The sequence below is a fragment of the Pseudomonas sp. Q11 genome (assembly GCF_024494355.1).
In the GTDB taxonomy this organism is placed as follows: domain Bacteria; phylum Pseudomonadota; class Gammaproteobacteria; order Pseudomonadales; family Pseudomonadaceae; genus Aquipseudomonas; species Aquipseudomonas hefeiensis.
Genome location: NZ_JAKNQY010000011.1, coordinates 12,073 through 25,857, shown reverse-complemented (window position 1 = coordinate 25,857; position 13,785 = coordinate 12,073). Strand labels below are relative to the sequence as shown.

The following is a 13,785-nucleotide window of genomic DNA, read 5'->3' as shown; positions in this document are numbered from 1 at the left end:
GCGATCCTCGACTTACAACGGCTTGACGATGAACAGGCCGTCGTCGTGGCCTTCTTCGGAACCGCCGTAGACCTGCTCGGCCACGGTGCGGATCGAACTGCCACGGGCGGCGAGAATCTGGTCCATGGCACCGGCGAACCAGCCAGTGAACATGTAGTCGACCTTACGCCCGACCTTGCCGTACACATAGACGAACGCCGAGTGTTCCAGCTTGACGCTGGCGGTGCCTTTTTCCAGGTCGATGTCCTGGATCTTGAACAAGCCCCAACCGCGCTGGGACAGACGTTTCATGTAGTGCTCGAATACGGCGACGCCTTCCAGGCCGTGGCATTCGGCTTCTTTTTCACACCAGTGCCAGGCGGATTTGTAGCCCGCCTTGTAGAGAATCTCGGCGTAGGCGTCGGCGCCCAACACTTCTTCGATGCCCATGTGGTTATTGACGAAAAAGTGGCGCGGCACGTAGAGCATCGGCAGGGCGTCTGAGGTCCAGATACCGGTTTCACTGTCGACTTCGATAGGCAATTGAGGGGCGATTTTGGCCATGGAAACTTAACTCCGGAAATTCGTGGTATGCCTGCGGCGCAAATGACCGCAGGTAGAGGATTCAGTGGTGCGGCGGCTTTATTCGCCCCAGACGTCTTTCAGGACATTGACCCAGTTCTCGCCCATGATCTTGCGCACCACCCGCTCTGGATGGCCGCGCTTGAGCAGCGTCTCGGTGAGGTTCGGGAACTCGCCCACGGTGCGGATGCCCAGGGGGTTGATGATCTTGCCGAAGCTGGTCAGACGACGGGCATAACCCTTGTCGTGGGTGAGCATTTCGAAGAAATCCTGACCGTGACCCTGAGTAAAGTCAGTGCCGATGCCGATGGCGTCCTCACCGACGATGTTCATGGTGTATTCGATGGCCTCGGCGTAATCGTCAATGGTCGAATCGATGCCCTTGGCCAGGAACGGCGCGAACATGGTCACGCCGACAAAACCACCGTGGTCGGCGATGAACTTCAGTTCTTCATCGGACTTGTTGCGCGGGTGTTCTTTCAGGCCGGACGGCAGGCAGTGGGAGTAGCAGACCGGTTTCTTCGATTCGAGGATGACCTCTTCCGAGGTTTTGGAGCCAACGTGGGACAGGTCGCACATGATGCCGACCCGGTTCATCTCGGCGACGATTTCGCGACCAAAGCCCGACAGGCCGCCGTCGCGCTCGTAGCAGCCGGTGCCCACCAGATTCTGGGTGTTGTAGCACATCTGCACCACGCCAACGCCGAGCTGCTTGAAGATCTCGACGTAGCCGAGCTGGTCTTCGAAAGCGTGGGCGTTCTGGAAGCCGAAGATGATGCCGGTCTTGCCCTGAGCCTTGGCGCGCTGAATATCGGCGGTGGTTTTGACCGGGATCACCAGATCGCTGTTTTCGCGGATCAGTTTCTGGCTGGCCGCAATGTTGTTGATGGTGGCCTGAAAACCTTCCCACACCGACACCGTGCAGTTGGCGGCGGTCAGGCCGCCCTTGCGCATGTCTTCGAACAGGTCACGGTTCCACTTGGCAATGATCAGCCCGTCGATAACGATGCTGTCGGCGTGCAATTCGGCTGGGCTCATCAGGCAGTCCCCTTTTGTCAGCGATTCATGCGCCGAATCGTGTGCCGGCGCTTTGGGGCCAGCATATGCCTCGGTGCATTGGCGACCGGGTGCAAAAACGACAGGGGAATTGCCGAAAGCGTCAATCCACGACAAAGGGCTATGAGTGGGCCACCCTGCCCGTCTGTTCTTTACCCGACGCTTGCGCCAGAATCCGCCGCATCACTGGCTTTCACTGGACTCGAGCGGCAACGCAATGAAATCAATCATCCTGGCTTTGGCCCTGATCAGCACCGTCGCCCACGCGACCGAAGACACCGAACACAACCCGTGCGATGCCGTGGAAAACGACGTCCAGACCCTCTCCTGCTCGGCCTACGGCAAAGCCGCCGCCGAACAACTGCTCGCCGACAACCTGCAGAGCCTCTTTGAGCGCCTGCAAACCCTCTACGCCGACGACAAGGCCCAATTCAACGACATCACCAGCAAAGTCAGAGTTGCCCAGCAACTGTGGCAAAAACAACGCGACGCCGACTGCGCCATCGCCGCCTTCCCGGCCAAACCCGGCAGCGAAGCCTACAAAATCGCCGAAAACGACTGCATGGCCCAGGTGAGCGATGACCGGTCGGAGTTTTTGGAGTCGATTGGGCAGGAATAACGATTGTTGAGGTATGCCCGCTTCAAACCGGCCCCTTCGGGCTTGGACCTGTCAACTCTGACAGTTTACGGTGCTGGAACGCGGGTTTATTGTCGGCTCGTACCCCTTGGCGGGGTCATAGCAATTCTCTTCCAGGGATTCAAGGAGCCGCCATGTTGACTCAACACACTCTTCCCCAGACCCAGACCAATCCATCATCCGGCAGCGTTACCGCGCAGATAGAGGACGACACCTCTTTCGTCACCGATACGCTGAACTTTGCTTACGACTACTACACGACGGACCGACAGCTACGTCTGACGCTTTCCGCCGTCCAGATGCCGGACAACGCGGCGCCTGAGCGGGTCATTCGCGGGATCGAAATGGTTTTCAACGCCGATGTCACCCACGAAACCCTGATTATCGGAGAGCAAAAGGTGCACGTCACCTACTGGAAAATGTGGGCGGAAAACGGCCAGACACGCTTCCAGACCAACGATGCCGACAATGGCTCCGTCTCGGTAATCTTCGATCATCAGCAAGAAACCTACATCGGCAATTTCACTTTCGGGCCTGCGGGGAGCGTTATCCAGGGCAACTTTTCAATCAAGGGACGCGATAACTTCACGCTTTGAGGCACCCACCTCAACTAGCAGGACCAAGGAAGATAGGAGCAACGGACTGCTCCTCGGCCGACAGGCAACCCTCGCTCCTGCAACCGAAGGGGCTCTCCACTCTCCAGGGCAATATCCAGACACTTCTCACACATTGGCCCAGGAGAAAATATAAGTCAGGATTCGCAAATCTTATAAAAGACTTATATCCTTCCATGAACACCATCCAATGGGCCAGAAAAGCCGTTAAGCAGCTTCTGAAATTGCATTCTGCCCACCAGGCTCAGGTTCGGGACGCCGTTACGGCGCTCGCCCAGATGCCCGACGCGGCGAATGTCAAAGCGCTTGTCGGCCATGACTACGCCTATCGCCTTCGGGTAGGCCGTTATCGAGTCATGTTCGATTGGGACGGGGCGATCAAGATCGTCAGCATTCAAGAGGTCAGGAAACGCGATGAACGTACCTACTGATATCCAGATCATCAATGACGCAGACGGGCATCCGGCATTTGTGGTCATTCCATATGCCCAATACGTCGCGCAGAAACTGGAACCCGATCTGATTCCCCATGAAGTCGTCAGCAGCATTGTCGACGGCGCCACGCCCATTCGTGCCTGGCGCGAACACCTGAACCTGACTCAAGATGAAGTCGCCAGGCGCCTGGGTATTTCTCAACCGGCGTTTGCCCAACAAGAGTCAGTCGCCAAGCCTCGCCGAGCCACCCGCGAAAAAATTGCTGCGGCCTTTGGTATCCATGCTGACCAGTTGGAGCTGTAAGCTGCACGCCACCCTCCAGCAAAAGGATTCACATGAAAACGTGCGGCATCGAAATCAAAGGCAGCGAAGCGATCATCGCCGTTGCCTCGCTGGATCAACAGGCGCTGAGTCACGTCCCGCTGAACACCAAGAAAATCGCCCTGGACGACGATGACGAAGCCGCCAACGTCAAGGCTTTCGCTGCCCAGGTCCGGGCGTTCGTGACGGACAACGGCATCGAACGCATTGCCATCAAGAAGCGCAGCAAGAAAGGCGAGTTCGCCGGCGGCCCGACGACGTTCAAGATCGAAGGGGTTTTCCAGTTGCTCGATGGTTGCGAGGTGACGCTGCTGTCGCCGCAGACCATCAATGCGCAGAACAAGAAACACGACTTCGCATTGCCCGCGACGCTGAACAAGTATCAGCATGAGGCCTACAAGGCGGCCTGCTCGGCGCTGATGAAGAAATAGACCCTTCCAGGCGGACACAGTACCGGTGGTAATGGGATTTTTTGTGGGAGCAAGGCTTGCCCGCGATGGAAGCGGCGCAGTCCTTTAGAAACCGAGCCGGCTGTTTCGCGAGCAAGCTTTGCTCCCACAAGATCCCCTCGCCACATAGCTCAATGGTCAATGCTCGACGGCACACTGGATCAGAATCCCCCCTACTGCTTGCGATACCCCTTCAACCAGTCTGCAAAAGCCTTGTCCTCCAGCGCATAACCGCCGCGATTGGACTTCCACACCAGCTCCTTTTCACGCAGAGCGTCGATGCAGGATTGGATGGTCTGCGTGCCGGGCACAACTTCGCTTCCCATCATCCTGAGCACCTTGCCCACAGCCTCCAGCGTTGAATCGGTGAAGGGCGCGAAGGGTTCGTTGTTTTGCGAGCGTTCGGCCATGACCTGCAACACTGCCCGCTGCGGCACTGTCAGGGCGTTCCAGGCGCTTTCAAATTCGGTCCAGACGCCGGCGCGCAGCATTTGGGCGCTGTTACGCAGCAATTCGCCCAAATGGCTCGCCTCACCCAGCTCCAGGGCAATTTCGCCAACGACGCTGCGCAACATTTCAGGGCGGCGCCCGACCAGCTCAAACGCCTGGTCGAGGTCATCAGCATTGAACTGGTTGGTTTGGGCCAGATGCGCGTTCAAATGGGCGGCATAGGCTTTGGTGAACTCTTTGCCCAGCAGTGGGAATGGCGTGATGCTGGAACCATAGAAGGGTTGATTACGGCTGAGTACCAGGTGAGCGAGCTTGTCGCGATTGGAGCCGGTGAACACCAGGCGCAGGCCGCTGGTAGCGTCTTCACGCCCCTGGTTGAGCTGATCGCGGGCGGCCTTGAGGCCGAACATTGCATTGACCCCGGCCTCGGTGGTCAACGCATGCTGGGCTTCGTCGATCACCAGCACCACGGTTTTATCGGCAGCGCTGTGCAATAACTCCAGCGCCTGGGTCAGCGTCGCACCTTCGGGCAGTTGCGGCAGGCTGAAATCCCAGGACAACGTGCGCAAGAAGCTGAGTTTGTCGATGCCCATGGACTTGGCCAGCTTGCGAATGCCTTTTTCATAAGGCACCAGCGCTGCGGCGATGACCGAGGCAATCAGGTCGGCAGGGTCTTTTTCCTTGTTGGCCCACAGGTCGACGTAAACAGCGAGCCAGCCACGCGCCTCGCATTCGGGAATCAAGTCTTCGCGCAGAAACGTACTTTTCCCGGTACGTCTCGGGGCGGCCAGGAACAGGCCTGAGGTGTAATCCTGGATCCCGGCGCCGACCAGCCCATCGACAATATTGCGGGCCAGATCGGGGCGCCGAAAGACAAAACCGGAGTGCTTGGACATGGTTTTATACTCAATTATGGCGACAGGTATAATTTATAGTCGCGAGTATAATTGAGTATAAAAGCCTGTCAAACCACCTCTCGCCCATCCCCCTGGCGCCGCCGATCTTCCCGCGGGCACCGTTCAAACCTCGCCCGATAACTGCGGGTGAAGTACGACGGTGATTCGAAACCGCAGGCGATGCTCACCTCCAGCACACTCATGTCGGTCTGGCGTAGCAACTGCCGGGCCTTCTCCAGGCGCAGGCGCAGGTAGAAATTGCTCGGGGTGTCGTTCAGGTGCAGGCGGAACAGGCGTTCGAGCTGGCGACGAGTGACCTTGATCGACTCGGCCAGCGCCAAGGTGCTCAGGGGCGGTTCACTGTGGGTTTCCATCTCACCGATGACGTGCACCAGTTTCTTGTTGCGAATGCCATAGCGGTTGGCGATTTCCATGCGCTGGTGGTCTTTGCGCGGGCGGATGCGGCCGAGCACGAATTGTTCGCTGACCTCAATCGCCAGTTGCGGGCCATGGGCCTGGCCGATCAGGTCCAGCATCAGGTCGATGGACGCGGTGCCACCGGCGCAAGTGATGCGGCGACGGTCAATTTCGAACAGTTCCTGGGTCACACTCAGTTGTGGATAAGACTCCTTGAACGCCTCGATCGCTTCCCAATGCAAGGTCACCCGATGCCCTTCCAGCAGCCCCGTCTCGGCCAGGACCACACTGCCGGTGTCGATACCGCCCAGGGTCACGCCTTCGTTGTCCAGCCGATGCAGCCAGCGCTCCAACGCCGGGGTCACGAACTTGAGCGGTTCGAACCCCGCCACCACCCAGAGGGTCGCGCCCTTCTTCAACGGCTCCAGCGCGGCATCGGCGTTGACCGACATGCCATTGCTTGCCAGCACCGCCCCGCCATCGGCGCTCAACACATGCCAGCGGTACAGCTCACCGCGAAAGCGGTTGGCGACCCGCAACGGTTCGATGGCCGAAATGAAACCGATGGCCGAAAAACCCGGCATCAACAAGAAGTAGAAATCCTGGGACATGTAGCGCACTCGGTTGGCGGGTAGCGTGCGGTCCTTGATACGCCACAGGTCGCTGCAGTGCAAGAGTGAGTCGCCGCTGTGCGCTTTGCAAAGGGCCCGGCTGCGTAACTTGGCATCACCGGTGCGCAGATGCCGGAACCCATAACAATAAGCTGCCGAGGAACCCGACATGAAACGACTGATCAGCTCCTGCGTTCTTGCACTCAGCACTACCACTTTCCTGAGTTCCGCTGCGATGGCGGCCGATCCCGCCGCGTGCCAGAACGTGCGCCTGGGCGTGGTCAACTGGACCGATGTCATCGCCACCAGCGCCATGACCCAAGTGTTGCTCGATGGCCTCGGCTACAAGACCAAACAGACCAGCGCCTCCCAGCAAATCATCTTCGCCGGCATCCGCGACCAGCGCCTGGATATGTTCCTGGGCTATTGGAACCCGCTGATGACCCAGACCATCACCCCGTTCGTCGAGGCCAAACAGGTCAAGGTCCTGGAACAACCCAACCTCAAGGACGCCCGCGCCACCTTGGCCGTGCCGACTTATCTGGCCGACAAGGGCCTGAAGACTTTCGCCGACATCGCCAAATTCGAGAAAGAACTGGGCGGCAAGATCTACGGTATCGAGCCTGGCTCCGGCGCCAATACCCAGATCAAGGCGATGATCAGCAAAAACCAGTTCGGCCTGGGCAAGTTCCAGTTGGTGGAGTCCAGCGAGGCCGGCATGCTCGCGGCGGTGGACCGCGCCGTGCGACGCAATCAAGCCGTGGTGTTCTTCGGCTGGGCGCCGCACCCGATGAACGTCAACGTGCAAATGACCTACCTGAGCGGCAGCGAAGACGCCCTCGGCCCGAACGAAGGCATGGCCACCGTGTGGACCGTCACCGCCCCGGACTACGCCCAGCAGTGCCCGAACGTCAGCCGCCTGCTGACTAACCTGACGTTCACCGCCGCGGACGAGAGCCGGATGATGCAGCCGCTGCTGGATCACAAGGACCCACTTGAATCGGCCAAGCAATGGCTCAAGGATCATCCGCAAGACAAGCAGCGCTGGCTCGAAGGCGTCACCACCTTCGATGGCAAGCCTGCCGCCGACAACCTGAAACTGACCAGCAACTGAACAAACGCCATCCATCTGCGCAGCGCCAATCGGCTGCGCAGTGACTCATCACGCCTGTAAGGAACCGCACCATGAACCACGACGTCATCATCACCTGCGCACTCACCGGTGCTGGCGACACGACCGCCAAAAGCCCGCACGTACCGGTCACTCCGAAACAGATCGCGGCGGCCGCCGTCGAGGCTGCCAAGGCCGGCGCCACGGTGGTCCACTGCCACGTTCGCGATCCGCAGACCGGCAAGTTCAGCCGTGACGTGGCGCTGTACCGCGAAGTGATGGAGCGCATCCGAGAGGCGGACGTGGACATCATCGTCAACCTCACCGCCGGCATGGGCGGTGATCTGGAGATCGGCGGCGGCGAAAATCCCATGGAGTTCGGCCCCAATACCGACCTGGTAGGCCCGCTGACCCGCCTGGCCCACGTCGAGGAGCTGCTGCCGGAGATCTGCACCCTGGATTGCGGCACCCTGAACTTCGGTGATGGCGACACCATTTACGTTTCCACCCCGGCGCAACTGCGGGCCGGGGCCAAGCGCATCACCGAACTGGGGGTCAAGGCCGAGCTGGAAATCTTCGACACCGGCCACCTCTGGTTCGCCAAACAGATGATCAAGGAAGGCCTGTTGGACAACCCACTGTTCCAGCTTTGCCTGGGCATCCCTTGGGGGGCGCCGGCCGACACCACCACCATGAAAGCCATGGTCGATAACTTGCCGGCGGACGCCGTGTGGGCCGGCTTCGGTATCGGCCGCATGCAAATGCCGATGGCAGCCCAGGCCGTGCTGCTGGGTGGCAACGTGCGGGTCGGGCTGGAAGACAACTTGTGGCTGGACAAAGGCGTGCTTGCCACCAACGGCCAACTGGTGGAGCGCGCCAGCGAAATCCTCAGCCGCCTCGGCGCGCGCGTGCTCACCCCGGCCGAGGGGCGCAAGAAAATGGGCCTGGCCCAGCGCGGTTGATCAACCGAACACCCAGCGCCCCATGGGGCACTACCTGTGGGAGCAAGGCTTGCCCGCGATGACGGTATGTCAGTCGACATAAAGGTTGAATCTACCGCCGCCATCGCGGGCAAGCCTTGCTCCCACAGGGGATTACCAAACCCTTTCAGGAAATCACCATGAGCTTTATCACCGACATCAAAACCTTCGCCGCCCTGGGCAGCGGTGTGATCGGCAGCGGTTGGGTCAGTCGTGCCCTGGCCCATGGCCTGGACGTCGTGGCCTGGGACCCGGCGCCGGGCGCCGAGGCAGCACTGCGCAAACGCGTGGCCAACGCTTGGGGCGCACTGGAGAAACAAGGCCTGGCACCCGGCGCCTCTCAGGACCGGCTGCGCTTTGTCGCGACCATCGAAGAATGCGTGCGCGACGCCGACTTCATCCAGGAAAGTGCCCCTGAGCGCCTGGAACTGAAGCTCGAGCTGCACGCCCAGATCAGCGCCGCCGCCAAGCCCAATGCGCTGATTGGTTCCAGCACATCGGGACTGCTGCCAAGCGAGTTCTATGAAGGTTCCATCCACCCGGAACGCTGCGTGGTCGGGCACCCGTTCAACCCGGTCTACCTGCTGCCGCTGGTGGAAGTGGTCGGCGGCAAAAACACCGCGCCCGAAGCGGTCCAGGCGGCGATGCGGGTGTATGAGTCCCTCGGCATGCGCCCACTGCATGTACGCAAGGAAGTGCCCGGTTTCATCGCCGACCGGCTGCTCGAAGCGCTCTGGCGCGAGGCGCTGCACCTGGTCAACGATGGCGTGGCCACCACCGGGGAAATCGACGATGCCATCCGTTTTGGCGCCGGGTTGCGCTGGTCGTTCATGGGCACGTTCCTGACCTACACACTGGCCGGTGGCGATGCTGGAATGCGCCACTTCATGGCTCAGTTCGGTCCGGCGTTGCAACTGCCGTGGACCTACCTGCCGGCGCCGGAGCTGACCGAAAAACTGATCGATGACGTCGTGGACGGGACCAGCGCGCAGCTGGGTAGCCACAGCATCTCGGCCCTGGAGCGCTATCGTGATGATTGCCTGCTGGCGGTGCTGGAGGCGGTGAAGACCACCAAAGAAAAGCATGGGATGGCCTTCAGCGAGTAAACCTTGGCTTTTGGGGTCAGCAGGTCTGGCCCCATCGCGAGCAGGCTCGCTCCCACAGGTTTTGAGGTGTGAATGCGATCTGTCTCACCCAGAAGATCATTGTGGGAGCGAGCCTGCTCGCGATAGCGCCAACCCAGTCACCATAACTCTCGGAACCAGAAACATGCCCACCCTCACCACCTACCAAACCCGCATCCTCCCCGAATGGGTCGATTACAACGGCCACCTGCGCGATGCCTTTTACCTGTTGATCTTCAGCTACGCGACCGACGCACTGATGGATCATCTGGGCATGGACAGCCAGAACCGCGAAGCCAGCGGCCACTCGCTGTTCACCCTCGAACTGCACTTGAACTACCTGCACGAAGTGAAGCTCGACGCCCAGGTCGAAGTGCGCACACAGATCATCGGCCACGACACCAAACGCCTGCATCTCTACCACAGCCTGCACCTGGTCGGCGGTGATAAGGAACTGGCCGGCAACGAGCAGATGCTGCTGCACGTCGACCTGGCCGGCCCGCGTTCGGCGCCCTTCACCGAACAGACCCTGGGCAAGCTCAAAGCCTTGCTCACGGAACAATCCGACCTGTCGCCGCCGGCCTACATCGGCCGGGTCATCGCATTGCCACCGGCCCGATAAACCCCGAACAGGAGATCGCCATGAACACCGCCGCCGCTTTTGCCGACTTCCGCCGTTACCCCCTGATCTGTGCATTGACCGCTGTGACGCCCTTGACCGATCGGGTGCAGGTCACCTGGGCCGACGGCCGGATCAGCCCCTTCCATCATCAGTGGCTGCGGGACAACTGCCCCTGCCCGCAATGCGTCTACACCGTGACCCGCGAGCAGGTGCTGGAAATCGTCGATGTACCTGAAGACCTGGCCCCCGGTGCGACCCGTATCGACAGCGAAGGTTGCCTGTGCGTGGATTGGCACGACGGCCACCAGAGCCGTTTCGACCCGGGCTGGCTGCGTGCCCATGCCTACGATGACCAATCCAGGGCTGAACGCCTGGCCAGCAAGCCCAAACGCCGGCTCTGGCAGCGCGACCTGAAACTGCCGGTGTTTGATTACCAGGCGCTGATGGACGACACCGATACGTTGCTGCAATGGCTGCTGGCGGTGCGCGACATCGGCCTGACCCAGGTGCGCGGCGTCCCCACCGAACCCGGCTCGCTGAAACTGATCGCCCAGCAGATTTCGTTCATCCGCCAGAGCAACTTCGGCGTACTGTTCAATGTGCAATCCAAGGCCGATGCCGACAGTAACGCCTACACCGCTTTCAACCTGCCGCTGCACAGCGACCTGCCCACCCGGGAGCTGCAACCAGGATTGCAGTTTCTGCATTGCCTGGTGAATGATGCCGACGGCGGCGAGAGCATATTTGTCGACGGTTTTGCCATCGCCCAGGCGCTGCGCCAGGAAGACCCCGATGCCTTTGCCGCGCTCTGCGAAATCCCGGTGGAGTTTCGCAACAAGGACCGCCACAGTGATTACCGCTGCCTGGCGCCCATCATCGCGCTCGATGCTCTGGGACAGGTCTCGGAAATCCGCATGGCGAACTTTCTGCGCGGGCCGTTCGACACCTCGGTCGAGCAGATGCCCAGGTTATATCGCGCCTACCGCCGCTTCATCGCCCTGACCCGCGAGCCGCAATTTCGCTTGATGCAAAGGCTTGAGCCCGGTCAGCTATGGTGCTTCGACAACCGCCGCACCCTGCACGCCCGCAATGCCTTCGACCCGGCCACTGGAGCCCGACATTTTCAAGGGTGCTATGTGGATCGCGATGAGTTGTTGTCGCGGATTCTGGTGTTGCAAAGGTAGTGGCCTACACGGTTAATTCGAGTGCACAAATTAGGACACTAGCGCGCCGTGGTGGCGATGAATCCGACTGGATCAATCCATCACGGCGCTAACGATCACCAGCATGAAATGACACGCCTAGCGCGTCGCTCAAACTCACAGCCGCTTGTCTTGCGCCTTGGAAGGCGATATCTACCGATGCTTCGACTACCCCTATAGACAACTCATAAAAATCCCCGCCCATCGGTGTCGCGAGCTCCAAAGCTATCAACGCAGCAACAGCATCCGAATCGCTTTCTGCCGTCCAAATAGTCATACGTTGTCGCCCGCCATCCGCGTTACGACGCCCTTCTCTTCTTGTCAGCTCCCGAACGGCTTCCAAACCTATACCGCATGCGCGCTCATAAGCGGCCTTGATTTGTGCGTGGGATGGCACAACAACAGGTCTCAGTTCGACATTTCGCTTCTCGACGGCATTGGCGATCAGGGGGGCTTTCTTACGTAACCCTTCCAGGCTCAACTCGCCATCTTCATACATTCTCAACCATTCACGGCGAGTGCGAAGCAAACGCTCGTCATCTCGAATAGGTAGATCTGCCAGTGTGCTCTCTGCGCGCTTTCGAAAAGCCGGGGGGACTTTGTCTGTGAGCACCAACTGAAGTGAGGGCAGCACTATTTCAAACCAGCCCTCACCAACGTGAAAGGGATCAAGTAAATCGGCTGCTTTCTTCTTACTTTTTGAACTGTTCAGCCAGCCTGCCATATATCGATAATTGGACCACTCGTAGGCAAGCAACATGTCCTCATGACAACTGACAAAATGGTCGACGGTCCCGTCCGGTATCCACATGGCTGCAACCGCACATCGATCACTGAAGCCTTGTGCCAGATCGGGCTTGAATACTGACCATAAGTCTGTGGGACGGGTCTTGTCAGGATTAGCAACAAGCCATTCAGCTCCCTTCTCCCGGCATTTCTTATTAAAGTCTTCTGGCTCATCGATAGGATTAGGAACTGGGATCATTTCTTCCGCCTGTTCGCGCCGGCGTCCGCACCTTTCTCAACGGATACAATCCATCGCGGCCAAAAATGATCCGTTTCAGGCAACGTTTTCAGAAGTGCCTGATGGATGTCTTTTTGTGAACCAAGGTGCACCGGGAGGCTCTGCTGATCTCCACGCATCCACGCCTCAGCAGCTTCAATCGCCCACTCAGCATCGACGGATCGAGCCTGGCTTAAACCGAAAGACTCCGATACCAACCAGCTAACCACGTCCCCTTGCTTGGCCCATATTTCCTTGGAGATTTTCGCCTCGCCTTCTTCGAGATTAATGTTGAACACTGCATCGATTTCTTCATCGAAGTCAGGTTCGACGGAGGCGAGCACCAAAGGCGAATGGGTGGCAATGATCAACTGAACTGCTACTTCCTCGCCCGTCATGGCTTGAACAACCTTAAGCAATGCAGGAACGATACGACGTTGCCATTGAGGATGAAGATGACATTCCACCTCATCGACCAGAAAAATTATTTCCTTTGCCGGTTTAGTTTTTCTTTGTTTGCACGCCCGTTTATGTCCATTCCAAGTCCATACCAGCATGTAGGCCAACGCTGCAATACGCCTCATTCCCGCCGAAGCATGCACCAACGGAACATCGAGGCCATACGGCATTCTCAACGTCGGGTATTCAGTTTCATCGAGCGCACCGATATGGCATGGCTCACCAGGTGAGAGTTTTTCAATGCCTGAAGGAGAGAGAGCATCAAGTGCCCGAGTCAATTCTTCGAACGCTGCATCTCCACTGTTTCGCTGCCATCGAACCCAATCGTGGATGAGGCCGTTGCAGATATTCGTGCCCTTTTCGGATGTCGCACCGTTCCACACCTCATCGGGTGTGAAATTGAAAGCACGGATCTTTTCTTCGACTTCCGCCGGTGAATCATTCCAGTAGTTCCGAGCAGGATCCCAAGCGGAAAAACTCCCATCTACCCCGGCATATATCACCACCCCAGGAATTGAGGGTCGCGCCTTCGGCTGTCGCCACACACCTTGGTCGAAAGGAATCTCGCCCTCCTTAACACCTGCTGTGACCTTACTGAAGGCGAAACCAATGCTGGCGCTGGCGGCGCTCTCCCTAGGAACAGCCTCAACACCTCTCGCCCAGGTTCGCGTCAGAACCCACCATGCAGCGTCCAGCAGGAAACTTTTTCCCAATCCGTTGTCGCCAGTGATGAAATTCAGACGAGGAGCAAACTCGACAGGTCCGAAAGCACCTGCCGGGCCAACACCTTTAAGGGTCAAAAGTTTCAGCATTACGTTACCTTCCATTTTGTCCATC

16 protein-coding genes are annotated in these 13,785 nt (G+C 59.0%); 10 read left to right on the top strand and 6 right to left on the bottom strand.

Going from position 1 to position 13,785, the window contains the following annotated elements; genetic code table 11:
• Positions 1-12: 12 nt before the first annotated feature.
• Positions 13-543: a DUF5943 domain-containing protein gene (locus MA884_RS13540; RefSeq protein ID WP_256231001.1), complete on the bottom strand. Its 531-nt coding sequence runs from the start codon at positions 541-543 to the stop codon at positions 13-15.
• Between the two features lie 78 nt (positions 544-621).
• Complete coding sequence (locus MA884_RS13535) at positions 622-1,599, bottom strand: dipeptidase (RefSeq protein ID WP_256231000.1); 978 nt, start codon at positions 1,597-1,599, stop codon at positions 622-624.
• Positions 1,600-1,834: 235 nt separating this feature from the next.
• Here MA884_RS13535 and MA884_RS13530 point away from each other — a divergent pair, with 235 nt between their 5' ends.
• The 5 genes from MA884_RS13530 (at position 1,835) to MA884_RS13510 (ending at position 4,055) form a co-directional block, all read left to right on the top strand.
• Positions 1,835-2,236, top strand: a complete 402-nt coding sequence (locus MA884_RS13530; RefSeq protein ID WP_256230999.1) for a lysozyme inhibitor LprI family protein — start codon at positions 1,835-1,837, stop codon at positions 2,234-2,236.
• A 152-nt stretch (positions 2,237-2,388) separates the two neighbouring features.
• Positions 2,389-2,850, top strand: a complete 462-nt coding sequence (locus MA884_RS13525) for a hypothetical protein (RefSeq protein ID WP_256230998.1) — start codon at positions 2,389-2,391, stop codon at positions 2,848-2,850.
• Positions 2,851-3,044: 194 nt separating this feature from the next.
• Positions 3,045-3,299, top strand: a complete 255-nt coding sequence (locus tag MA884_RS13520; RefSeq protein ID WP_256230997.1) for a type II toxin-antitoxin system RelE/ParE family toxin — start codon at positions 3,045-3,047, stop codon at positions 3,297-3,299.
• Positions 3,283-3,606, top strand: coding sequence for a helix-turn-helix domain-containing protein (locus tag MA884_RS13515; protein ID WP_256230996.1), 324 nt, complete (start codon positions 3,283-3,285; stop codon positions 3,604-3,606). Before MA884_RS13520 ends, MA884_RS13515 begins: the two co-directional genes overlap by 17 nt.
• Positions 3,607-3,638: 32 nt before the next feature.
• Positions 3,639-4,055, top strand: coding sequence for a DUF3010 family protein (locus MA884_RS13510; RefSeq protein WP_256230995.1), 417 nt, complete (start codon positions 3,639-3,641; stop codon positions 4,053-4,055).
• Positions 4,056-4,246: 191 nt separating this feature from the next.
• Here MA884_RS13510 and MA884_RS13505 read toward each other — a convergent pair whose 3' ends face one another.
• Positions 4,247-5,419 carry an ATP-binding protein gene (locus tag MA884_RS13505; RefSeq protein ID WP_256230994.1) on the bottom strand — a complete coding sequence of 391 codons (1,173 nt, stop codon included), beginning with the start codon at positions 5,417-5,419 and terminating at the stop codon, positions 4,247-4,249.
• Positions 5,420-5,487: 68 nt separating this feature from the next.
• Entirely contained in the window at positions 5,488-6,447 is a 960-nt protein-coding gene (locus tag MA884_RS13500) for a GlxA family transcriptional regulator (protein WP_256231111.1), read from the bottom strand.
• Between the two features lie 169 nt (positions 6,448-6,616).
• Between MA884_RS13500 and MA884_RS13495 the strand changes: the two genes are divergently transcribed.
• The 5 genes from MA884_RS13495 (at position 6,617) to MA884_RS13475 (ending at position 11,468) form a co-directional block, all read left to right on the top strand.
• Entirely contained in the window at positions 6,617-7,561 is a 945-nt protein-coding gene (locus MA884_RS13495; RefSeq protein WP_256230993.1) for a choline ABC transporter substrate-binding protein, read from the top strand.
• 71 nt (positions 7,562-7,632) lie between these two features.
• On the top strand, positions 7,633-8,520 hold the full coding sequence (locus tag MA884_RS13490; RefSeq protein WP_256230992.1) for a 3-keto-5-aminohexanoate cleavage protein: 888 nt from the start codon (positions 7,633-7,635) through the stop codon (positions 8,518-8,520).
• 158 nt (positions 8,521-8,678) lie between these two features.
• On the top strand, positions 8,679-9,644 hold the full coding sequence (locus tag MA884_RS13485) for an L-carnitine dehydrogenase (protein ID WP_256230991.1): 966 nt from the start codon (positions 8,679-8,681) through the stop codon (positions 9,642-9,644).
• A gap of 163 nt (positions 9,645-9,807) precedes the next feature.
• Complete coding sequence (locus MA884_RS13480) at positions 9,808-10,284, top strand: thioesterase family protein (protein ID WP_256230990.1); 477 nt, start codon at positions 9,808-9,810, stop codon at positions 10,282-10,284.
• A 20-nt stretch (positions 10,285-10,304) separates the two neighbouring features.
• Positions 10,305-11,468, top strand: coding sequence for a gamma-butyrobetaine dioxygenase (locus MA884_RS13475; protein ID WP_256230989.1), 1,164 nt, complete (start codon positions 10,305-10,307; stop codon positions 11,466-11,468).
• 88 nt (positions 11,469-11,556) lie between these two features.
• Here the strand turns inward: MA884_RS13475 and MA884_RS13470 are convergent, their stop codons facing one another.
• Both MA884_RS13470 and MA884_RS13465 read right to left on the bottom strand, forming a co-directional pair.
• Entirely contained in the window at positions 11,557-12,471 is a 915-nt protein-coding gene (locus tag MA884_RS13470) for a hypothetical protein (protein ID WP_256230988.1), read from the bottom strand.
• Positions 12,468-13,775, bottom strand: a complete 1,308-nt coding sequence (locus tag MA884_RS13465; protein ID WP_256230987.1) for an AAA family ATPase — start codon at positions 13,773-13,775, stop codon at positions 12,468-12,470. Before MA884_RS13465 ends, MA884_RS13470 begins: the two co-directional genes overlap by 4 nt.
• Between the last annotated feature and the right edge of the window lie 10 nt (positions 13,776-13,785).